Consider the following 20,896-nt stretch of genomic DNA (forward strand, 5'->3'; position numbering starts at 1 on the left):
TGCACTGCGCTGCCGGCGCGCGCCATGAAAGCCCGCGCGGGCAGGCGTAGAATGGCGGGGTGAATTTCCCCATCCAAGCCATCACCCTCGATCTCGACGACACCCTGTGGCCGTTCGCCCCCATCGGCGCGCGGATCGACCAGGTGTTGTACGACTGGATGCTGCAGCACAGCCCCGCCACCGCCGCGATGTACCCGGTGGCGGCGATGCGGGAACTGCGCGAGCGCTCCTTCCATGCCAACCCGCAGCTGCACCACGATCTGAGCGCGCTGCGCCGGCTGACCCTGCACGAGGCGCTGGAAAACAGCGGCGCCGACCTGGCCCTGGTGGAGCCGGCCTACGAGGCCTTCTACGCCGCGCGCAACCAGGTGGAGTTCTACCCGGACGCACTCGACGCGCTGGCGCGTATCGCGGCCAAGGTGCCGGTGGCCGCGCTCAGCAACGGCAATGCCGACCTGCAGCGGATCGGCCTGGCCCACCATTTCAGCTTCCAGCTGGGCTCGCGCGAGCATGGCGCGGCCAAGCCGGCGGCGAGCATCTTCCACGCCGCCTGCGAGCGCCTGGGCGTAGCCCCCAGCCACGTGCTGCACGTGGGCGACCACGCCGAGATGGACGTGGTCGGGGCGATGCAGGCCGGTCTGCGCGGCTGCTGGATCAACCGCGAGGCGCACGCCTGGCACCATCCTTCGCTGCAGCCCGACCTGCAGTTCGACACCCTGACCGGGCTGGCCGACTGGCTGGATGCCAACGCATCCGCCGGGCGTCCCTGAGCCGGCCGCGAATGGAGCACGACCCCGCATGACCCAGATCACCGGTTTCACCACCGACTCCTCCAAGGCACTGCCGCTGCACGTGATGAACCGCGAGCAGTTCGCCACGTGGCGCGCGCGGCAGAGCGCCGCGCTGGGCGCCTGGATCGACGCGCAGCACTTCAATGGCAGTGGCGGCAGCGTGGTGCTGTTGCCCGGCGAGCACGGCCTGGCCGGCGCGATCGTCGGGGTGGGCGATGCCGGTGATGCCTATGCCTACGCGCATGCGCCCTTCGCACTGCCCGAGGGCAGCGTGTGGCAGCTAGCCGATACCCTGCCGGTGGAGATCGAAACCCTGCTGCACCTCGGCTGGGGCCTGGGCAGCTACCGTTTTGCCCGCTACCGCACCCCCAACCGTGCGCCGGCGCAGCTGCTGGCCACGCCGTCGGCCGAAGTGCGCGACGTGGTGACCGCCAGCCTGCGCGTGCGCGACTGGGTCAACACGCCCACCGAAGACATGGGCCCGCAGGAGCTGGAAGACGCGGCGCGCGAACTGGCCGCCGCACACGGCGCGCAGATCGAGGTGATCACCGGCGATGCGCTGCTGGAGCAGAACTTCCCGTCCATCCATGCGGTGGGCCGCGCCTCGCACCGCGCGCCGCGGCTGATCGCGCTGCGCTGGGGCACGGTCGGCCAGCCGCACGTGGCGCTGGTCGGCAAGGGCGTGTGCTTCGACACCGGCGGGCTGGACATCAAGCCGGGCGACGGCATGCGCAACATGAAGAAGGACATGGGCGGCGCCGCGCACGCGCTGGCCCTGGCCGGGCTGGTCATGGCCCAGCAGCTGCCGGTGCAGCTGACGCTGTTGATCGCGGCGGTGGAAAACGCGATCGGTCCCGATGCGTTCCGCCCCGGCGAAGTGATCGCCACCCGCAAGGGCCTCAGCATCGAGATCGACAACACCGACGCCGAGGGCCGGGTGATCCTGGCCGATGCGCTGACCTACGCCAGCGAACAGAAACCGGAGATCGTGCTCGACTTCGCCACGCTCACCGGCGCGGCCCGCATCGCGCTCGGCCCGGACCTGCCGGCGCTGTTCAGCAACGACGACACCCTGGCCCAGCAGTGGCTGCAGGCCGGCGAGCAGACCCGCGACCCGGTCTGGCGCATGCCGTTGTGGCGCCCGTACCTGCGCTACCTGCACAGCAACATCGCCGACCTGGCCAATGCCGGTTCGCGCATGGCCGGCTCGGTCACCGCGGCGCTGTACCTGGAGCGTTTCATCGCCGACGGCCAGGCCTGGGCGCACCTGGACGTGTATGCCTGGAACGATGGCGAACGCCCGGGCCGTCCGGCCGGTGGCGAAGCCCTGGCGCTGCGCTCGGCGTGGGCGATGCTGAAGGCGCGATACGCCGGCTGAGCCTGCGCGCACCACGCGGTTGCCCACAGATCCCCGCTCCGGCGGGGATCTGCGTATTGAACAGTTGTCGAAAATGTGAATATCGGTGCCGGCGCCGTTCTGACACCATGCGTCCTGTCGCCCACCCACACGCATCGTGAAGGCAGGATTCCGGACATGTCGCTCTTCGGTTACACCCGCGCCGGCCAGGAGCCGGGCGCCCCGCGGCCGCCGTCGCCGCTGCTGTGGATCGCGCTGATCGCGCTCATCGCCGGCCTGCTGGTGCTGGCCTTCGCCTGGCTGGCCGGCTGGATCGGTCGCGACCGCGTCACCGCGCAGGCCTTCACCGACAGCATCGAGGCCACCGGCCCACCGCACCCCGGGTTCCGCCGCGCGCACACCAAGGGCGTGTGCGTCAGTGGCAGTTTCCAGGGCACGCCGGAGGGCGTGGCGCTGAGTTCGGCGCGCGTGTTCGCCCAGCGCCAGGTGCCGGTGCTGGGCCGGTTGTCGATCGGTGGCGGCGACCCGCATGGGCCCGACGCCAACGCACGCGTGCGCAGCATGGCGCTGCAGCTGGTGAGCGACGATGGCCAGGAATGGCGCACGGCGATGAACAGCTTCCCGTTCTTCGCGGTGCCCACGGCCGAGGCCTTCCTCGAACAGACCCGCGCCGGCATCCCCGACCCGGCTACCGGCAAGCCGGACCCGGCGAAGATGGCCGCGGTGCTGGAAAAGTACCCCAGCGCGCGCGCCTTCCAGCAGTGGGCCAAGACCGCGCCGTGGTCCAACAGCTGGGCCAATACCGCCTATAACGGGGTCAACAGCTTCCGCTTCACCGCCGCCGATGGCCGCAGCCACGACGTGCGCTGGAGCATGCGGCCACAGGCCGAATTCGTGGAGATGACCGCCGACCAGCGCGCACAGGCCGGGCTGGACTACTTGGCCGACGAGTTCCAGCAGCGGCTGGCGCAGGGCCCGGTGCGCTGGGACATGTGGGTGACCATCGCCGAAGAGGGCGACCCGGTCGATGATCCCTCGCAGGTGTGGCCGATGCAGCGTCGCCAGGTCAAGGTGGGCACGCTCAGCCTGGCCGCCATGCAGCCGCAGGCCGACGGCGCCTGCCGCGACCTCAACTATGACCCGTTGATCCTGCCCAGCGGCATCGCCGGCTCCGGCGACCCCATTCTGGCCGCACGTTCGGCGGTGTATTCGCAGTCGTTCAACCGTCGCGAGCGCGAGATCGCCAACGGCACCGGCGCCGCCGCCACCGGCAAGGAAGGTGCGAAATGAAGCGTGATGCCGGCCACTTCAACCTTACCGCGCGGGTGCTGCACTGGCTGATGGCGGCGATGATCCTGACCATGCTGTTCGTCGGCGTGGGCATGGTGGCCGCCCTGCACTGGCGACCGATGCTGGTGGACCTGCACCGCCCGCTGGGCATCGCGATCCTGCTGCTGGTGATCGTGCGCCTGTACAACCGCCTGCGGCATCGCCCGCCGCCGCTGCCGGCCGACCTGCCGGCCTGGCAGGCCGCTGCCGCGCATGCCTCGCACTGGGTGTTGTATGGGGCGATGCTGGCGATGCCGCTGGTGGGCTGGTCGATGCTGTCCGCTGGCGGTTACCCGATCGTGATGTGGTCCGGCTTCAACCTGCCGCCGATCGTGCCGCATGATCCGGCGCTGTACGCGGCACTGCGCAGCGCGCACAGCCTGCTGGCCTATGTGTTGTTCGCCACGGTGGTGGTGCACTTGTCCGCCGCGCTGTTCCACCTGTGGGTGCGCCGCGACGGGGTATTCCAGGCGATGGCGAAGGGCCCGGGGAACACCCGCGACGACCCCACCCGGTAGCGCCGGCCAACGCTCGGTACTACCGGGCGGCGAGGAAGCCGTCGACCAGCGCGCGGTAGCGCTGCCGGTGCTGCTCGCAGCGGGCCCGCACGGTGTCCGGCTTGCCGGTCGCCATGCGTTCGCCCTTGCCCAGCAGCAGGGCGTCGTACTGTGCGCTCTCGTAGCGCTTGCCCTGGTGGCCCACGAACACGTCGGGCAACTGGTAGAACGCGGCCAACGGCAGCGCGGCGCGTGGATCGCGGGCGGGAAGCTCGCGGTTGTTGCCATCGGTCGGCACCGCGGCCGGCCGCAGCGCGCCCTCCACGTGCGGGAGGTTGGCCTCGATCCAGGCGAAGTCTTCCAGCGGCAGCGCGTTCATGCCCAGCTCCAGCGTCCGCAGCTGCGCCAACCCCTGCAGCGCGCCCAGCACGGGAAACGTCTTCGGCGCGCGGAACCAGGTCAAGCGCAACCGCTCCAGGGCGGGCAACGTGGCCAGGAAGCCGAGGTCCTGCACCGGCTGGTCCCAGTCCAGGGTGCCGACGATGGCCAGGTCGCGCAACGTGCGTGAACCGCCCAGCCCGGCGAAGTCGCTCACCCGGCGCAGGTTCTCCAGGTGCAGCGCCTGCAGGGCGGGCAGGCGGCCCAGCGGCGACAGGTCGGCCACGCCGGAGACGTACTCCAGCACCAGCTCGCGCAGCCCGGTCATGCCCTCCAGCATCGCCAGCGTCGTCGGCCGGGCGTGGCTGATCCGCAGCGCCGTGAGCTGCGGCAACTGCGCCAGCGCCTGCAACTGTGCCGCGTCGGGCTCGTGCAGGGTGAGCTCGCGCAACTGCGTGAGCTGCAGCACGCGGGTCCAGTGGCGGTCGCGGCGGGTCAGCGTCAGCCGGGTGGCGTCGTCGGGCACGTCGGCCACGTCCTCGCTATGGCATGCCCAACGCTGTGCGTTCGGGGTGATGGTCCACACGCCCTCGGCGCGGTCGAGCAGGTCGGCGAAGTGGTGTTTCATCGGCGGCGCATCCGGTCCATGGAGCGCACAGGATACCGGCCTACAACCAGCCTTTCTGCCGCGCCAGCCGATACGCTTCGATCCGGTTGGCCACGCCCAGCTTGCCGATGCATTCGGACAGGTAGTTGCGAACCGTGCCATGCGACAGCCCGAGCTGGGCGGCAATCTCGCTGGCCGAGCGGCCGTCGCCGGACAGGCGCAGCACCTGGCGTTCGCGGTCGTTGAGCGGGTCGGCCTGCGACCAGGCATCCAGCGCCAGCTGCGGGTCGATCGCACGGCCGCCATGCTGCACCTGGCGCAAGGCATCGGCCAGGCGTTCGGCCGGGGCGTCCTTGAGCAGGTAGCCGCACACGCCGGCATCCAGCGCGCGGCGCAGGAAGCCCGAGCGCGCGAACGTGGTCACGATCACGACCTTGATCGGCAGCTGCTGGCGCGCGATGCGCTGGGCCAGCTCCAGGCCGGACAGCCCGGGCATTTCAATGTCGGTGACCAGGATGTCCGGCTGCAGCTGCTGCAGCATGCGCCACGCGGTTTCGCCATCGGCCGCGCTGCCCAGCACCTCGATGTCCGGCTCCAACCCCAGCAGCGCCGACAACGCGCCGCGCACCATCGCCTGGTCTTCGGCCAATACGATGCGGATCATGGCGCGGCTCCGCCCGGGACGGCATCGGGGGCGAGTACCGGCAGTACCGGCGCGGTCGCCGCCGGCAGGGTGACCCGCACCGTGAGGCAGGTGCCCTCGCCCTTCGCCGACTGCAGGGCCAGCGTGCCACGCAGCGCGCTGACGCGTTCGCGCATGCCGCTCAGGCCGTTGCCATCGACGTGGACCCCGCCGCGGCCGTCGTCGCGGATCTGCATCAACAGGCTGCGTCCGTCCTGTTCGAAGCTGACCCATGCCTGCCGCGCCTGGGCGTGGCGGGCGACGTTGGTGACCGCCTCGCGCAGCACCAGCGACAGCGCGCGTTCGATATCGACCGGCATCGGCGGCGGCGGTGCGTAGTGCAGGTGCACGTGCTGGTACTCCAGCAGCAACCGCGCCGAGGCCAGCTCGGCGGCCAGATCGCTGGCGCGGATGCCGGTGACCGCACTGCGCACTTCGGCCAGGGCCTGCCGCGCGATGGTCTCGGCCTCGGCCACTTCGCGGCGCGAGCCCAGCGGATCACGCTCGGCCAGCTTGCGCGAGAGCTCCAGCTTCAGGGTGATCAGGGACAGGGTATGCCCCAACAGGTCGTGCAGGTCGCGGCCGATGCGCTCGCGTTCGGCAGTGGCGGCCAGCCGCCGCACTTCCTCCTGCGACAGCTGCAACGCCGCATCGCGGTCCTTGTTGAGGCGCTCGACGTTGACGATGATGCCGATGATCAGCGCCATCGACGGGATCCACACCACCAGTTGCCACTGGTAGCCCACCCAGAGCGCGATGCCGACGAACAGGCCATTGACCGCCAGCAGCTGCAGCATGTGCCGCCACATCGAGGTGTTGCGGCACACCCGCAACATCACGCAGCCGAAGATGAAGTAGCTGATGCCCGACGGGTACCACGGCAGCAGGACCAGGCCCATCGCCAGCATCGCCATCGCATAGCGCGGCCCATGGTGGCGCGGCGCCAGCAGCAGACGGACGTACAACGCCAGGAACAGCGGGTAGGTCAGCAGGGTCAGCCACAGCCAGCGCAGCGTGTAGCCGTTGCTGAAGATCGGGGTGAAGAACACCCAGCCGGTCCACAGCAGGTGCACCGCGTCGGCCCAGGCCGGCTTGCCACGGCGCAGGTTGTCGGCCACGGACGAATCCGGTGCAGGGCGCAGCAGCGAGGCGATCCAGCGCGATGACACGGGCGGTTCCAGGGCGGGGTGGTCAGGCGCGATCATGCCAGTTTCCTCCGCCGCTCACCCGACCCGGCGCAGCCGGCGCCGGGCCAGCCCCAACGCCGCGGCCGTGACCGCCAGCAACACCGCGACATGCACCGCCGCGCTGCCCTGCGCGGGCATGCCGACCGCCGGCAGGGCCAACTGGGCCAGGTGCCAGGTCGGCCACAGCGGGGCCAGCGTACCGAAGACCGGGGGCAACCCGGACAACGGCAGCCACAGCCCGGACAGCAACGCCAGCGGCAGGTAGACCAGGTTGACCACCGCCGGCGCCGCACTGGCACTGACGTGGCTACCGATCCACAGGCCGATCGCACCGAGCGGCAGCGCGGCGAAGGCGGCCACGGCGAGCAGGTGCACCAGCATGCGCGGCGACAGCGCCACCCCGGCCAGCGCCGCCACGCCGATCAGCACCGTAGCCACCAGCAGCGCGAACAGTACCGCCATCAGCAGCCGTGCCAGCAGCGGTGCCATCGGCGGCATCGGCAATGCACGTTTCAACGTGAGCAGCCCGCCCTCGCGGTCCAGCGCCAACTGCACGCCGAAGCCGAACAACGCCGGTGCCATCGCGCCGAACACGCAGTAGGTGGCGAGCAGGTACTGCGCGGCGTGGCCGCGGCCCAGCAACAGGCCGAACAGCGAATAGAACAGCACCGGGAACAGCAGCGAGGGCAGCATGAAGGCCGGCGTGCGCCAGGCGCGGCGCAGTTCGCACAGCGCTTCGGCACGGTAGATGCGCAGGCGCGACGCGCGCGGGTGGATCGCGGAGATCGCAGCAGGGGTCAAGGTGTTCATGCGGCGTCCCGGGTCAGTTCGACGAAGGCGTCGGCCAGGCCGCCGCCATGCACTTCCAGTTCCTGCAGGTCCGGGTCTTCGGCGAGCAGGCGGGCGACCACCGGCTCGGCCGGTTCGGCCAGCAGCTGCAGGCGCAGCCCATCGCGCTGCACCTCGCGCACGCCCGGCCAGGTCCTGACAAGCGCCGCATCCAGCTCGCTGCGGCAGCGGATCCGGCGCGGCGCCAACTGCTGACGGAACTGCGAAAGCGGGCCGTCGGCGAGCACGCGACCGCGCTCGATCACCACCACCCGCTGGGCCAGCGCTTCGGCTTCTTCCAGATAGTGGGTGGTGAGCAGTACCCCGCAGCCCTCGCCGGCCAGTTGCCGGATCGCCTGCCACAGCCCCTGCCGCGCCTGGATATCCAGGCCGGTGGTGGGCTCATCCAGGAACAGCAGCTGCGGCCGCCCGCACAGCGCGATGGCGAACTGCACCCGGCGCTGCTGGCCGCCGGACAAACGGCCGTAGCGGCGCGTGGCCAGGTCGGTCAGCCCGGCCAGGGCCAGGCACTCCTGCAGCGGGCGCGGGTCGTCGTAGCAGGCACGGGCCAGGTCGATCAGCTCGCCCACCTGCAGCACCGGCGGCAGCGCGGTGCTCTGCAGCATCACGCCGATGCCGCGCCGGCTGGCCCGCTGCTGCGGATCCCCACCGAGCAGCTCGGCCCGACCGGCATCCACCGCGCGCAGCCCCAGCAACACCGATATCGCGGTGCTCTTGCCCGCGCCGTTGCGGCCGAGCAGGGCCAGCACCTCGCCGCGCTGCAGCGCGATGCTCACGCCCTGCAGCGCGGCCACGGCACCGTAGCGCACCTGCACGTCCTGCAGGCTGGCCAGGGGAAGAAGGGAGGGATCGGACATCGGGGCGCGCTCCGTGACGGGATGGGCACAGACTGGCGCCCTGCCGGCCCCGGTCCCAGTGGCCGGCGTCAGCGCAAGCAGGTGACAGCTGTCACTGCCGGGCCGCCCGGGCGGCAGGCATGCTGTGCACCACCCGGCCCAGCGCCGGTTTGCCCCGCCAGCACCGTTGCGGTCACACTCGGCCCGATTCCCCGTCCAGACTCACGATGAACACATCCGCTGAACTGCTCAAGGAACTTCGCATCGACCGCAAGGCGGCCACGCCGCCGCCGTCCTCGCCCCGCCGTGGGCGCTGGATCGGGCTGGCGATCCTCATCGTGCTGCTGCTCGTCGGCATCGGCTGGTTCGTGTTCGGCCGGCAACGCGCCATCGAGGTGACCACCGCGCCGGTGGTGGCCATCCAGCAGGGCAGCGCCAGCAGCTCGGTCCTGGATGCCAGCGGCTATGTCGTGGCGCGGCGCATGGCCACCGTCTCGGCCAAGATCACCGGCAAGGTCCGCGAGGTGATGATCGAAGAAGGCATGCGGGTGGAAGAAGGCCAGGTGATGGCCACGCTCGACCCGATCGATGCCAATGCCCAGCGCAGCCTGTCGGCCTCGCAGCTGGAGGCCGCGCGCAGCCAGCTGGCCGGACTGCAGGCGCAGGTGGCCCAGGCCAATGCCGAGGCCGGCCGCCTGCAGACGCTGGTGGGCCAGCAGCTGGTCTCGCGGTCGCAGTACGACCTGGCCATTTCCCAGCGTGACAGCCTGCGTGCACAGCTGCGCACGGCCGAACGCAACACCAAGGTGGCCAACGACGCACTGGCCATCGCCGACCTCGGCGTGGACAACAACACCGTGCGCGCCCCGTTCTCCGGCGTGGTCACCGCCAAGGCCGCGCAGCCGGGCGAGATCGTGTCGCCGCTGTCGGCCGGCGGCGGCTTCACCCGCACCGGCATCGGCACCATCGTGGACATGGAATCGCTGGAGATCGAGGTGGACGTGGGCGAGTCGTTCATCGGCCGCGTGCAGCCGAAGATGCCGGTGGAAGCCACCCTCAACGCCTACCCTGACTGGAAGATCCCGGCCGAGGTGATCGCCATCATCCCCACCGCCGACCGCGGCAAGGCCACGGTCAAGGTGCGCGTGGCACTGAAAGTGAAAGACCCGCGGATAGTGCCGGAGATGGGCGTGCGGGTGAGCTTCCTGGAAGCCGCGCAACCGGCCCGGGCGGCCGCGCCCAAGGGCGTGCGCGTACCTGCCACGGCGATCGTGGAGCGCGACCAGAAGACGGTCGCCTTCGTGGTCGGGGACGACAGCCACGTCGAACAACGCGCGGTCGTTGCCGGCGCCACGCTCAACACCGATCGCCAGGTCAACCAGGGGCTGAGCGCTGGCGAGGTGGTGGTACTGGACCCGCCGGCGGACCTGCACGACGGCAGCAAGGTCGTGGAAAAACAGCAGCAATAGCGCGCCGCGCCGGAAGGGCGCGGCGATGCCATGCAAGCGCGCTACCCGTGCCGTGCCGGCGCGCAGGCAGGCTGCTGTCCGCCACTGCGCCCTGTCCGGCCACGGCCCCCCTCGTCGCATGCAGGCGCGTGCCGCTGCATGCCATTGCGTTTTCGATCCGCCTTGATCCACGGAGAACCGCTCATGTCGACCCTGGTTTCGCTCCGCAACATCACCAAGACCTACCAGCGCGGCCCCGAGAAGGTGCAGGTGCTGCACGGCATCGACCTGGACATCCAGCGCGGCGATTTCGTCGCCCTGATGGGGCCATCCGGCTCGGGCAAGACCACCCTGCTCAACCTGATCGGCGGGCTGGACACCCCCAGCGCCGGCGAAATCGAGATCGAAGGCGAGCGCATCGACCGCATGAGCGGCGGGCAGCTGTCGACGTGGCGCAGCCACCACGTCGGCTTCGTGTTCCAGTTCTACAACCTGATGCCGATGCTGACCGCGCAGAAGAACGTCGAGTTGCCCCTGCTGCTCACCCACCTGGGCGCTGCCCAGCGCAAGCGCAATGCCGAGATCGCGCTGACCCTGGTGGGCCTGGCCGACCGTCGCAGCCACCGCCCGAATGAACTGTCCGGCGGCCAGCAGCAGCGCGTGGCCATCGCCCGCGCGATCGTCTCCGACCCGACCTTCCTGATCTGCGACGAACCCACCGGCGACCTGGACCGGCAGTCCGCCGAGGAAATCCTGGGTCTGCTGCAGCAGCTCAACCGCGAGCACGGCAAGACCATCATCATGGTCACCCATGATCCCAAGGCGGCCGAGTACGCCACCCATACCGTGCACCTGGACAAGGGCGAACTGGCCACCGCGCCAGCGGCCCACTGACGGAGGCTGCCGCGATGAAGTATTTCTCGCTGATCTGGGCGCAGTTGTTCCGCAGCAAGACGCGCACGCTGCTGACGCTGCTCTCGGTAGTGGCCGCCTTCCTGCTGTTCGGCATGCTCGACTCGGTGCGGGTGGCGTTCAACTCCGGCGGCGACACCATCGAGGGCGCCAAGCGGCTGGTGGTGTCCTCCAAGCTGTCGATCACCCAGAGCCTACCGTTGCGCCTGCTGCGCGATATCGAAGCCACGCCCGGCGTGCGCCAGGTGAACTACGCGATGTGGTTCGGCGGCATCTACCAGGACCAGAAGAATTTCTTCCCGAGCTTCTCGGTCTCGGACAACTACATGGACCTGTACCCGGAGCTGGAGCTGCCACCCGCCCAGGCCGAGGCATTCAAGAACACGCGCACCGGCGCGCTGGTGGGGGAGTCGCTGGCCAAGCGCTTCGGCTGGAAGATCGGCGACACCATCCCGATGCAGGCCACCATCTTCCCGCGCCAGGGCAGCAACGACTGGCCGCTGCAACTGGTGGGGATCTACCGGGCCAGGGACCGCAAGAACGCCGCGGCGGAGGGCCAGCTGCTGCTGCACTGGAGCTACTTCGACGAGTCCAACGACTACATCAAGAACCAGGTGAGCTTCTACACCGTGCAACTGGACGACCCGGCGCATGCCTCGCGCGTGGCCCAGGCGATCGATGCGCTGTCGCTGAACTCCGACCGCGAAACCAAGTCGCAGACCGAAGCGGCCTTCTCGCAGGCATTTGCCAAGCAGTTCGCCGATATCGGCCTGATCGTCACCGGCATCATGGCCGCGGTGTTCTTCACCCTGGTGCTGCTGACCGGCAACACCATGGCCCAGGCGGTACGCGAGCGCATCCCGGAACTGGCGATCCTCAAGACGCTGGGCTTCAAGGATGGCACCGTGCTGGTGCTGGTCATGGTCGAATCGGTGCTGCTGATCGTGCTCGGGGGGCTGCTCGGCATGGGCCTGGCATCGGTGGTGATGCCGGTGGTCAGCGCCAGCAGCAACGGGATCATCAACCTGCCCGGCGTGCCGGCGCAGACCTGGGCGATGGCAATGGGGCTGATGGTGGTGATCGGGATCGTGGTGGGGCTGCTGCCGGCCCTGCGCGCGCAGCGGTTGAAGATCGTCGATGCATTGGCCGGACGCTGAGGAGACCCGCATGAACAAGCAATGGATGTGGAACATACTGACCGTGCTGGGGCTGCTGGTCGCGCTGGTGGTATGGATCGTGCTGCCGTGGTCGGCGGTCCTGGGGCTGGCGGTGGCCGTGGCGGGCTGGCTGCTGTTCACCCGCAGCGGGCGACTGTCGCTGGAGGCGGCCAGAATCGGCATCGCCAGCCTGCCGCAGCGCTGGGGCGCATCCTCGGTGATCGTGGTCGGGATTGCCGGCGTGGTCGGCGTGCTGGTGGCGATGCTGGCGATGGGCGATGGCTTCAAGGCCACCCTGGAACGCAGCGGCAGCGACGACGTCGCGATCGTGCTGCGTGGTGGCTCGCAGGCCGAAACCAACTCGGTGATCATGCGTGACCAGCTGCCGCTGATCCAGAGCCTGCCGGGCATCGCGCGGGGCGAGGACGGCAAGCCGCTGGTGTCGGCCGAACTGTCGCAGGTGATCAGCCTGCCGTCGCGCAGCGACCATACCGATACCAACGTGCAGTTCCGCGGCGTCGGCGAGCAAGCCTGGGCGGTGCGTCGCCAGGTGCGCATGGTCGAGGGCCGCCGCTTCACGCCGGGCCTGCGCGAGATCGTGGTCGGCAAGGGGGCCAAGGCCCAGTTCGAGGGCCTGGAGGTGGGCAAGACACTGGCGCTCGGCAAACAGGACTGGACGGTGGTGGGCGTGTTCGCGTCCAACGACGTGCACGAGTCCGAGCTGTGGGCCGACACCCAGACCCTGTCCACCACCTACAACCGCAGCGCCTACCAGTCGGTCAACGTGCGCACCGCGGGCGCCGACGGGTTCAAGCAGTTCAAGGCGGCGATGGAGGCGGACCCGCGGCTGAAGCTGGACGTGGACACGACGCGCAACTACTACAGCAAGCAGTCGGGTGGGCTGAGCAAGCTGATCAGCGTGCTGGGCACGGTGATCGGCGGGATCATGGCCATTGGCGCGGTGTTCGGGGCACTCAATACCATGTATGCCGCGGTGGCCACGCGGGCGCGCGAGATCGCCACGATGCGGGCCATCGGTTTCCGCGGCCTGCCGGTGGTTACCGCGGTGATGCTGGAGACCATGTTGCTGGCGCTGCTCGGTGGCGTGCTCGGCGGCCTGCTGGCCTGGCTGGTGTTCAACAACTACACGGTGTCCACGCTGGGCAACAACTTCAGCCAGGTGGTGTTCCAGTTCCGGGTTTCGCCGCAGCTGTTGTGGACGGGGCTGAAGTGGGCGCTGGGGATTGGGCTGGTCGGTGGTCTGTTCCCGGCACTGCGTGCGGCGCGCCTGCCGATCACCACGGCGTTGCGCGAGACCTGATGCGTGGCGGTGCACTGATAAGAGCATGCGCGCGCAGGGGCGCGCAGGGGCGCGCACGAAATAGCAGACCACGAACCGCATCCGCAAGGGTGCGGTTTTTTTCTTTCTCAGCGGAGGGAGCGCCTCGTTTCACGGGACGTAGCAGATGGCTTGCGGCTGTACGCGCGCGTGGGTAGTCCTGGCGATGGTGTCTTCGCTCTAGTCTGTCGCGAGCGTTAGGGCCCCGTAGCAGCCGGTAGGCCCCTGGTGCAAATGTCCCCCGGCCGCAAGCGGCCTCCTCCTTTATTTTGCCCAGGAGCCTACCGGCTGCTACGAGGCTCGGCTTGCGGTGCGTAGGCGGCAGAGCGGGATCTTCTGACGGAAAGTCACAGCGCACTTCATGCGGCCACGCGGAAGGGAGAAGAGATTTCTTCGCACACCGTCGGCACACACTGAACGCTTCCCGTCGATGCACATCCGCGTGTACTCAAGTTGACGGGACCATCGCCGTTATCGGTGCCTCTGCCTGCATCGGCGCGGCGCGCATCGCACGTACTGCAGCGCATTGAAAAAAGATTGTTCGCCGACCCGCGAATTTGTCAGCGAGCGTTCATTTTTAGCGGTTTTTATGCTTTCAGATGAAAGTAAAAAATTTGAAAAGTCATTAGACTCCCGCCCCCCGCGTCGTGATGTTGTCCCCACGCCGCCCGCAAAGGCGCTTGTTTTTACCGAGAAAGAGAAATCGCACGGATGTATTTGAAGACCCACCCGCTGCGCAACGCGATTGCCATCGCGCTTGTCGCCAGCTGCAGTGCCCCTGCCTTCGCCCAGACCGCCAATGACGGCACCACCAATCTGGATCGCATTGAAATCACCGGCTCGCGCATCCGCCAGGCCAGCGTCGAGAGCGCCCAGCCGGTCGTCGCGCTGAACCGCGCCGAGATCGAAAAGAAGGGCTACGTCAACGTCGCCGACATCCTGCAGGACGTCACCGCGGCCGGCGCGCCGAGCATGAGCCGCGCCAACTCGCTGGAGTCCGGCCGCGACTTCGGTGGCATGTACGTCAGCCTGCGCAACCTGGGCCCGGAACGCAGCCTGGTGCTGATTGATGGCCGCCGCATGGGCGTGTCCGCCGCCGGCTACTCCGACCTGGCCTCCATCCCGTCCTCGATCGTGGACCGCGTGGAAGTGCTGACCGACGGCGCCTCGGCGCTGTACGGCTCGGACGCCATCGCCGGCGTGGTCAACATCATCACCCGCAAGAATTTCGACGGCGCGGAAGTCAACGCCTACGTCGGCCAGTACAGCGAAGGCGACGGCCAGAAGACCAGCTATAGCGCGACCTTCGGCAAGACCTTCGACCGTGGCTGGGTCACCGTCGGCGGCGAATACTCCGACGAAGATCCGATCCTGGGCGGCGCACGTGAATTCACCGCCTACCCGAACGGCCCGCGCCACCCGACCGACGGCCTGAGCGGCGTCACCCCGTGGGGCTACGCCACTGTCGATGGCAAGAACCTCAGCGTGGGCCCGGGCGGCGACCCGACCGTGCTGGGCAACTTCGTGCCGGCCGACAAGGCCAACGATGCCAACACCAAGACCAACATGAGCCTGCTCACCGGCCTGCAGCGCAAGTCGGTGTTCGCCAACGGTGGCTTCTCGATCAACGACAACCTGCGCCTGGTGGCCGACGCGCTGTACACCGAGCGCGAGTCGACCAAGCAGCTGGCCGGCTACCCGTACCAGAGCACCGGCGGGCGTGCGCTGCTGTCCAAGGACAGCGCGTTCAATCCGTTCGGCCGTGACGTTGCCTTTGCGCACCGCACCGAAGAACTGCCGCGCGGCACCGAGAACAACCTGACCACCAAGCGCGCCAGCGTGGGCGTGGAAGGCAGCTTCGAGACCGGTTCGCGGTACTGGGACTGGAACGTCAGCTACATGTACAACCGCAACGAAGGCGAGCGCATCGGCACGGGCAGCATGTACCAGCCGAACGTGAACCAGTCCGTCGGTCCGTCGTTCATCGATGGCCAGGGCGTCGCGCATTGCGGCAGCGTCGGCAACGTGATCGCCGGCTGCACGCCGTGGAATCCGCTGGCCCCGATGGGCTACACCGGCCCGGGCGCACTGGGCAACCAGGACGTGCAGGACTACCTGTTCACCCGTTTCACCGACAAGATGCAGAGCACCACCAAGGTGGCCAGCGCGAACATCTCCGGCTCTCTGTTCAGCCTGTCGGCCGGTGACATCATGGGCGCGATGGGCGTCGAGCACCGCAGCGAAGAAGCCAGCTACGACCCGGACCTGATGGTGCGCAATGGCCAGATCGCCGGCACCAGCGGCCAGCCGACCCGTGGCGACTACGCGCTCAACGAAGCCTACCTGGAACTGCAGGTGCCGCTGCTGGCGGACATGGCCTTCGCCCGCGAGCTGTCGCTGGACGTGGCCGGTCGTTACTCGGACTACAACAACTTCGGTTCGACCACCAACACCAAGTTCGGCCTGAAGTGGAAGCCGATCGACAGCCTGCTGGTGCGCGCCACCTACGGCACCGGCTTCCGCGCCCCGACGGTGGAAAACCTCTACGGCGGTACGGTCACGACGCGTGATTCGTACACCGATCCGTGCGACACCACCTTCGGTGCGGCGGCCAACAACGCGCAGGTGCAGGCACGTTGCCGCGCCGGCGGTGTGCCGGCCAACTTCCGCCAGCTGGCGGCCGATGGCAATCCGGCGACGGTGCCGGGCCAGCAGGGTGGCACCGACTTCACCTCCGGCTCGAACGAGGCACTGAAGCCGGAAACCGCCAAGACCTGGACGGTGGGCCTGGTGTACAGCCCGGAGTTCGTGTCGGGCCTGGACCTGAGCCTGGACTGGTGGAAGATCCGCATCAACGACGTGATCGTGGGCGAGTCAGCCACGGACATGCTCAACCAGTGCTATGTGCAGGGCGTGGATGCGGCATGCAACCGCTTCACCCGTTCCAGGTCGGGCAAGACGATCGGCCAGGTCAGCGCGCTGGACCGCACGCTGCTCAACGCCGGCTACCAGGAAACCGCAGGCTACGACATCGCGGTGCGTTACCGTCTGCCGGAGCTGGCGATCGGCAAGTTCTCCGTGTCCTGGAACACCACCTACGTGGATTACCTGGAGCGCAAGAACGACAACGCCGAGACCACGCCGGTGCGCCAGTACGCCGGCTGGGAAGGCAACTTCCGCGTGCGTTCCAATCTGAACCTGGATTGGCAGTACGGCAACTTGGGCCTGGGCTGGACGGCACGCTACTACTCGAGCATGCAGGAAAACTGCGCCTATGCGACCGAGTGCAGCAACCCGGGCTTCAGCTCGCCGTACACCGGTAACCAGGGCATCAACAAGGTGGGTTCGAACACCTTCCACGATATCCAGATGCGCTACATCCTGCCGTGGAACGGCACTGTGTCGATGGGTATCAACAATGTGTTCGACCACCAGGGTCCGATCATGTACAGCCAGCCGAACAGCAGCTTCACCTATTACGGTGGCTTCGACATCGGCCGTTACATGTACATGAAGTACCAGCAGCGTTTCTGATCAGGCCCGCCTGATCCACCTGTTCTGATCCACGGCTTACTCTCTCCAAGCCGTAGAGTGGAAGGAAGACGGCGCCCTCGGGCGCCGTCTTTTTTTATGCATCAGGCAGATCGACAGCCGCGAGTGCGTGCTTGTACGGGCCGGGCGGGTACGGGCGGGGGCGCGGGACACGCCGTGAACCCATCCATGGGGGCTCGACGTGCGCCATCCATGGCGCACGACGGTCCCGCACCCCCACCCGCACCCGCCCCTGGACAGTTCATCGGCGCGCAACGAACCACAATCCGCAACACATACAGGCAACGAACCACCCAACAGACATCGCTTTGCGTTGCGTTGCGTTGCCAAGGCAACCAGCCAACTGTCCAGGGCGGGGGTGTGTGGGTTCGCGGGACCGTCGTACGCCATGGATGGCGTACGCGAGCCTACAGGGACGTACTTGCGGCGTGTCCCGCGAACCCACACACCCCCGCCCATCCAGATGCGCGCGCCAACCAAGGCTTCGCGCTCTCAAGCTCTTCAGCTCTTCAGCTTCTAAAAGAAACCACCCCTCACCCCCGCCGCGACCGCCACACACTGTCACCAATGAACAGCAGCAGCCCGGTCCAGATCGCGGCGAAACCCACCGCCTTGGCCGTATCGAACGGCTCGCGGAAGAAGAACACCCCCAGCAACAACCCCAGGCTCGGCGCGATGTATTGGAGAATGCCCACCAGCGACAGCGGAATCCGCTTCACCCCGTAGGCAAACCCGATCAACGGCAGCGCCGTCACCGCACCGCCCAGGATCAGCAGCGCATCGTTCTTCCAGCCCCACCCCCCGAAGAACCCACCGCCGTGCCCGTTCTCGCTCCAGAGCGCAAACCCGATCGCCGGCAGGAACAGATACAGACTCTCCACCCCAAGCCCCGCCACCGGGTCCACTGAAATCAGCTTGCGCAACAACCCGTACAACCCGAACGAACAGGCCAGCCCCAGCGCGATCCATGGCGGCGTCCCCGCATCGATCGTCAGCCACGCCACCCCCACGGCCGCGCAGCCCACCGCCAGCCACTGCAGCCCGCGCAGGCGCTCTTTCAGCACCACCACGCCCAGCAGCACGCTCACCAGCGGATTGATGAAATAGCCCAGGCTCGTCTCGATCACATGCCCGGCGTTGATCGCCCAGATGTACAGGCCCCAGTTGAACGCGATCGCCAGACTGCTCAGTGCCAGCGTCGGCAGCGCGCGCTTCTGCGCCGCGATCTGCTTCCACCAGCCCGTGCCGGCGCTCAACAGCAACCAGGCCACCACCAGCACCGTGCTCCAGATGATCCGGTGCGCGATGATCTGCTGCGACGGTACCGCCTTGAGCAGGTGCCAGTACACCGGCACCAGCCCCCACAGGGTGAAGGTGAAGGCGGTGATCGCAAAGCCGCGGCGCTGCTCCTGCAGGCTGTGGTTCGGCAGCGTGCTCATTTCGCGCGTGTCCGGGTCCGTGCCAGGGTCAGCACCACCACGCCGGCCAGGATCACCGCCATCGCCAGCAGGTCATGCCCACCGAAGTGTTCGTGGCCGATGATCGCGCCCAGGATCACCGCGATCACCGGGTTCACATAGGCATAGCTCGCCGCCAGCGCCGGGCGCACGTTGTGCAGCAGCCACACGTAGGCGGTGAACGCCACGATCGAGCCGAACACGCACAGGTAGGCCACCGCCAGCAGCCCGTCCATGCTCGGCCAGGTGGTCGGCCGCTCGCCGGTCGCCAGTCCCAGCGCCACCAGCATGACCCCGCCGCACAGCATCTGCCCCGCCGCGGTCATGAAGGGATTGGGCAGGTCCAGCCCACGCGCCCACACCGAGCCGAATGCCCAGCCGATCGGCGCCACCAGCAGCAGGATCAGCCCCTGTGGCGAGGCCGTCAGGCTGCTGCCGGCGTTGAGCCAGACCACGCCGAGGAAGCCGATCGCGATGCCCAGCCATTCACCGCGGCTGGCGTGCTGGCCGCGCAGCGCGCCAAACAGCGCCATCCACAGCGGCACCGAGGCCACCGCCGTGGCGGCCAGCCCCGAGGACACCGTGCGCTCGGCCAGCACCACCATGCCGTTGCCCAGCACCAGCATGGTCAGGCCCATGATCGCCAGGTTGCGCCACTGGCGTCGGGTCGGCGCGGCCATCCCGCGCCAGCGCAGTACCGCATACATCAGCGTGCCGGCGATGATGAAACGCGCGCCGGACACCATCGTCAACGGTAGCGCGCCGCCTTCCAGCGCCAGCCGGATACCCAGGTAGGTGGACCCCCAGACCACGTACACCAGCAACAGGGCCAGTACGACAAGGCCGCTCCGGGGAGCAGCCGCTGAGGGTTCGGGCGAAGACATGGCACACCACCATCCGGGGGAACCGCGATTCTAGGCCACGATGGTGTCGGGATCACCTCGACGGGCGGCACGCTGTTTCCGCTCACGTTTTCTGCGCCGGGAAATGGTTACCCTCTGGGCCATGCGCCGTGGTGCCAGGAGGGTACCCGGCGTCAGGGCGCCCCCGGGCACCTTCCCCACCCGCAACGACTCCCGTGAGGACACCCTCCCAGCATGAGCACTTCCCCCCCTTCCGCCGCCGCCCATCCCGAGCGTGCCGCGCTGCGGCGCTCGATCTCCAACACCCTCAAAGGCTCGGCCGGCAACCTGGTCGAGTGGTATGACGTCTACGTCTACTCGGTGTTCGCGGTCTACTTCGAATCGCAGTTCTTCTCGGCCGCCGACAAGAACTCCACCATGTATGTCTGGGCGATCTTCGCCGCCACCTTCCTGATGCGCCCGATCGGGGCGTGGTACTTCGGCCGCTTCGCCGACCGCTACGGCCGGCGCCTGGCGCTGACCGTGTCGGTGACGGTGATGGCCGGCTGTTCGTTCCTCATCGCCATCACCCCCACCGCCTCGCAGATCGGCATCTGGGCGGCGGTGATCCTGCTGTTCGCGCGCCTGCTGCAGGGCTTCGCCACCGGCGGCGAGTACGGCACCAGCGCCACCTACATGTCCGAGGCGGCCATCCCGGGCCGGCGAGGGTTCCTGTCCTCGTTCCACTACGTCACCCTGGTCGGCGGCCACGTGCTGGCCCAGCTGACCCTGCTGGGCATGCTCAGCTTCTGGGACAAGCCGCAGATTTCCGAGTGGGGCTGGCGCATCGCCTTCGGCATCGGCGGCATCGCGGCCATCGTGGTGTTCTGGCTGCGCCGCACCATGGACGAGTCGCTGGGCGAGGACTCCATCGAGGCAGCCAAGGAAGGACGCGCCAAGGCGTCCGGGTCCATGTACGAGCTGTTCGTGCACCAGTGGCGGCCGCTGCTGCTGTGCTTCCTGATCACCGCCGGCGGCACCGTGGCCTTCTACACCTATTCGGTCAACGGGCCGAAGATGATCCAGAGCGCCTTCGCCGGCGATGACGTGATGACCGGCACCCTGCTCAACCTGGGCGTGCTGACCTTCCTGATGGTGCTGCAGCCGATCGGCGGCTGGCTGTCGGATATCGTCGGGCGCAAGAGCCTGCTGGTGTTCTTCGGCGTCGGTGGCGTGCTCTACAGCTACTACCTGGTCACGGCCCTGCCCAACCAGCACGATCCGCTGATGGCCTTCGTGGTGCTGGCCATCGGTTTTGTCATCCTCACCGGTTACACCTCGATCAACGCCGTGGTGAAGGCCGAGCTGTTCCCCACCCACGTGCGCGCGCTGGGCGTGGGCTTCGGCTACGCGGTGGCCAACTCGCTGTTCGGTGGCACCGCGCCGCTGCTGTACCAGGCCGCGCTGAAGACCGGGCACGTCAACTCGTTCGCGATCTACGTCACCGCGGTGATCGCGGTGTCGCTGCTGGTCTACGTGTTCTTCCTGAAGAACAAGGGCCCGAACTGGCTGGACGGTACCCGTACCCATCCGTAAACACGGCCATGATGCGGGCCGCACACGCGGCCCGCAGTTCCGTCGCAGCGGCTGTATCACCTACCCTTGCAGCAGATCCT

At 68.3% G+C, this 20,896-nt stretch carries 17 protein-coding genes; 10 read left to right on the forward strand and 7 right to left on the reverse strand.

The genetic code is table 11. The annotated features are described in order from the left end of the window. The first annotated feature begins 59 nt into the window (after positions 1 to 59). The 4 genes from M2421_RS10700 to M2421_RS10715 all read left to right on the forward strand — a co-directional run bounded on the left by M2421_RS10700 (position 60) and on the right by M2421_RS10715 (position 3,995). Positions 60 to 770 (forward strand): HAD-IA family hydrolase, encoded by a 711-nt coding sequence (locus M2421_RS10700; RefSeq protein ID WP_259206614.1) that lies wholly within the window; start codon positions 60 to 62, stop codon positions 768 to 770. A 28-nt stretch (positions 771 to 798) separates the two neighbouring features. Then, complete coding sequence (locus tag M2421_RS10705; protein ID WP_259206615.1) at positions 799 to 2,169, forward strand: leucyl aminopeptidase family protein; 1,371 nt, start codon at positions 799 to 801, stop codon at positions 2,167 to 2,169. 156 nt (positions 2,170 to 2,325) lie between these two features. Further along, a complete protein-coding gene (locus M2421_RS10710; RefSeq protein ID WP_259206616.1) occupies positions 2,326 to 3,438 on the forward strand; it encodes a catalase family peroxidase in 1,113 nt (370 codons plus the stop codon). Continuing rightward, positions 3,435 to 3,995 carry a cytochrome b/b6 domain-containing protein gene (locus M2421_RS10715; protein ID WP_259206617.1) on the forward strand — a complete coding sequence of 187 codons (561 nt, stop codon included), beginning with the start codon at positions 3,435 to 3,437 and terminating at the stop codon, positions 3,993 to 3,995. The genes M2421_RS10710 and M2421_RS10715 overlap by 4 nt, the downstream gene beginning before the upstream one ends. Before the next feature lie 19 nt (positions 3,996 to 4,014). On the opposite strand, the gene M2421_RS10720 is transcribed toward M2421_RS10715, so the two are convergent. The 5 genes from M2421_RS10720 to M2421_RS10740 are packed head-to-tail and all read right to left on the reverse strand — an operon-like array spanning position 4,015 to position 8,534. Further along, positions 4,015 to 4,980, reverse strand: a complete 966-nt coding sequence (locus M2421_RS10720; protein WP_259206618.1) for a hypothetical protein — start codon at positions 4,978 to 4,980, stop codon at positions 4,015 to 4,017. A gap of 40 nt (positions 4,981 to 5,020) precedes the next feature. Then, positions 5,021 to 5,623 (reverse strand): response regulator transcription factor, encoded by a 603-nt coding sequence (locus tag M2421_RS10725; protein ID WP_259206619.1) that lies wholly within the window; start codon positions 5,621 to 5,623, stop codon positions 5,021 to 5,023. Then, the gene (locus M2421_RS10730; protein ID WP_259206620.1) at positions 5,620 to 6,846 is read right to left on the reverse strand and encodes a sensor histidine kinase; all 1,227 of its coding nucleotides are present in this window, start codon (positions 6,844 to 6,846) and stop codon (positions 5,620 to 5,622) included. Before M2421_RS10730 ends, M2421_RS10725 begins: the two co-directional genes overlap by 4 nt. An 18-nt stretch (positions 6,847 to 6,864) precedes the next feature. Further along, positions 6,865 to 7,638, reverse strand: a complete 774-nt coding sequence (locus M2421_RS10735; RefSeq protein WP_259206621.1) for an ABC transporter permease — start codon at positions 7,636 to 7,638, stop codon at positions 6,865 to 6,867. Beyond that, positions 7,635 to 8,534: an ABC transporter ATP-binding protein gene (locus tag M2421_RS10740; RefSeq protein ID WP_259206622.1), complete on the reverse strand. Its 900-nt coding sequence runs from the start codon at positions 8,532 to 8,534 to the stop codon at positions 7,635 to 7,637. The genes M2421_RS10735 and M2421_RS10740 overlap by 4 nt, the downstream gene beginning before the upstream one ends. Positions 8,535 to 8,740: 206 nt before the next feature. Between M2421_RS10740 and M2421_RS10745 the strand changes: the two genes are divergently transcribed. From M2421_RS10745 to M2421_RS10765, 5 genes are all read left to right on the forward strand, one after another. Then, entirely contained in the window at positions 8,741 to 9,982 is a 1,242-nt protein-coding gene (locus M2421_RS10745; protein WP_259206623.1) for an efflux RND transporter periplasmic adaptor subunit, read from the forward strand. Positions 9,983 to 10,165: 183 nt separating this feature from the next. Further along, positions 10,166 to 10,855, forward strand: coding sequence for an ABC transporter ATP-binding protein (locus tag M2421_RS10750; protein WP_259206624.1), 690 nt, complete (start codon positions 10,166 to 10,168; stop codon positions 10,853 to 10,855). A 14-nt stretch (positions 10,856 to 10,869) separates the two neighbouring features. Further along, positions 10,870 to 12,030 carry an FtsX-like permease family protein gene (locus M2421_RS10755; RefSeq protein ID WP_259206625.1) on the forward strand — a complete coding sequence of 387 codons (1,161 nt, stop codon included), beginning with the start codon at positions 10,870 to 10,872 and terminating at the stop codon, positions 12,028 to 12,030. A 10-nt stretch (positions 12,031 to 12,040) separates the two neighbouring features. After that, positions 12,041 to 13,351, forward strand: a complete 1,311-nt coding sequence (locus tag M2421_RS10760; protein ID WP_259206626.1) for an ABC transporter permease — start codon at positions 12,041 to 12,043, stop codon at positions 13,349 to 13,351. A gap of 729 nt (positions 13,352 to 14,080) precedes the next feature. Continuing rightward, complete coding sequence (locus tag M2421_RS10765; RefSeq protein ID WP_259206627.1) at positions 14,081 to 16,903, forward strand: TonB-dependent receptor; 2,823 nt, start codon at positions 14,081 to 14,083, stop codon at positions 16,901 to 16,903. A gap of 551 nt (positions 16,904 to 17,454) precedes the next feature. On the opposite strand, the gene rarD is transcribed toward M2421_RS10765, so the two are convergent. After that, entirely contained in the window at positions 17,455 to 18,360 is a 906-nt protein-coding gene (gene rarD / locus M2421_RS10770) for an EamA family transporter RarD (protein ID WP_259206629.1), read from the reverse strand. Continuing rightward, the gene (gene yedA / locus M2421_RS10775) at positions 18,357 to 19,262 is read right to left on the reverse strand and encodes a drug/metabolite exporter YedA (RefSeq protein ID WP_259206631.1); all 906 of its coding nucleotides are present in this window, start codon (positions 19,260 to 19,262) and stop codon (positions 18,357 to 18,359) included. The genes rarD and yedA overlap by 4 nt, the downstream gene beginning before the upstream one ends. Before the next feature lie 213 nt (positions 19,263 to 19,475). On the opposite strand from yedA, the gene M2421_RS10780 reads away from it, so the two are divergent. Beyond that, complete coding sequence (locus M2421_RS10780) at positions 19,476 to 20,816, forward strand: MFS transporter (protein ID WP_259206632.1); 1,341 nt, start codon at positions 19,476 to 19,478, stop codon at positions 20,814 to 20,816. The last annotated feature ends 80 nt before the right edge of the window (positions 20,817 to 20,896 follow it).

Source organism: Stenotrophomonas sp. BIGb0135 (assembly GCF_024810105.1).
Taxonomy (GTDB): domain Bacteria; phylum Pseudomonadota; class Gammaproteobacteria; order Xanthomonadales; family Xanthomonadaceae; genus Stenotrophomonas; species Stenotrophomonas maltophilia_AB.

Excerpts from the sequence above, each read along its gene's own strand:
- M2421_RS10755 (WP_259206625.1), top strand. The coding sequence starts at position 10,870 with ATGAAGTATTTCTCGCTGATCTGGGCGCAGTTGTTCCGCAGCAAGACG.
- M2421_RS10750 (WP_259206624.1), top strand. The coding sequence starts at position 10,166 with ATGTCGACCCTGGTTTCGCTCCGCAACATCACCAAGACCTACCAGCGC.
- M2421_RS10730 (WP_259206620.1), bottom strand. The coding sequence starts at position 6,846 with ATGATCGCGCCTGACCACCCCGCCCTGGAACCGCCCGTGTCATCGCGC.
- rarD (WP_259206629.1), bottom strand. The coding sequence starts at position 18,360 with ATGAGCACGCTGCCGAACCACAGCCTGCAGGAGCAGCGCCGCGGCTTT.
- M2421_RS10710 (WP_259206616.1), top strand. The coding sequence starts at position 2,326 with ATGTCGCTCTTCGGTTACACCCGCGCCGGCCAGGAGCCGGGCGCCCCG.
- M2421_RS10715 (WP_259206617.1), top strand. The coding sequence starts at position 3,435 with ATGAAGCGTGATGCCGGCCACTTCAACCTTACCGCGCGGGTGCTGCAC.
- yedA (WP_259206631.1), bottom strand. The coding sequence starts at position 19,262 with ATGTCTTCGCCCGAACCCTCAGCGGCTGCTCCCCGGAGCGGCCTTGTC.
- M2421_RS10705 (WP_259206615.1), top strand. The coding sequence starts at position 799 with ATGACCCAGATCACCGGTTTCACCACCGACTCCTCCAAGGCACTGCCG.
- M2421_RS10765 (WP_259206627.1), top strand. The coding sequence starts at position 14,081 with ATGTATTTGAAGACCCACCCGCTGCGCAACGCGATTGCCATCGCGCTT.
- M2421_RS10760 (WP_259206626.1), top strand. The coding sequence starts at position 12,041 with ATGAACAAGCAATGGATGTGGAACATACTGACCGTGCTGGGGCTGCTG.
- M2421_RS10740 (WP_259206622.1), bottom strand. The coding sequence starts at position 8,534 with ATGTCCGATCCCTCCCTTCTTCCCCTGGCCAGCCTGCAGGACGTGCAG.
- M2421_RS10745 (WP_259206623.1), top strand. The coding sequence starts at position 8,741 with ATGAACACATCCGCTGAACTGCTCAAGGAACTTCGCATCGACCGCAAG.
- M2421_RS10735 (WP_259206621.1), bottom strand. The coding sequence starts at position 7,638 with ATGAACACCTTGACCCCTGCTGCGATCTCCGCGATCCACCCGCGCGCG.
- M2421_RS10720 (WP_259206618.1), bottom strand. The coding sequence starts at position 4,980 with ATGAAACACCACTTCGCCGACCTGCTCGACCGCGCCGAGGGCGTGTGG.
- M2421_RS10780 (WP_259206632.1), top strand. The coding sequence starts at position 19,476 with ATGAGCACTTCCCCCCCTTCCGCCGCCGCCCATCCCGAGCGTGCCGCG.
- M2421_RS10725 (WP_259206619.1), bottom strand. The coding sequence starts at position 5,623 with ATGATCCGCATCGTATTGGCCGAAGACCAGGCGATGGTGCGCGGCGCG.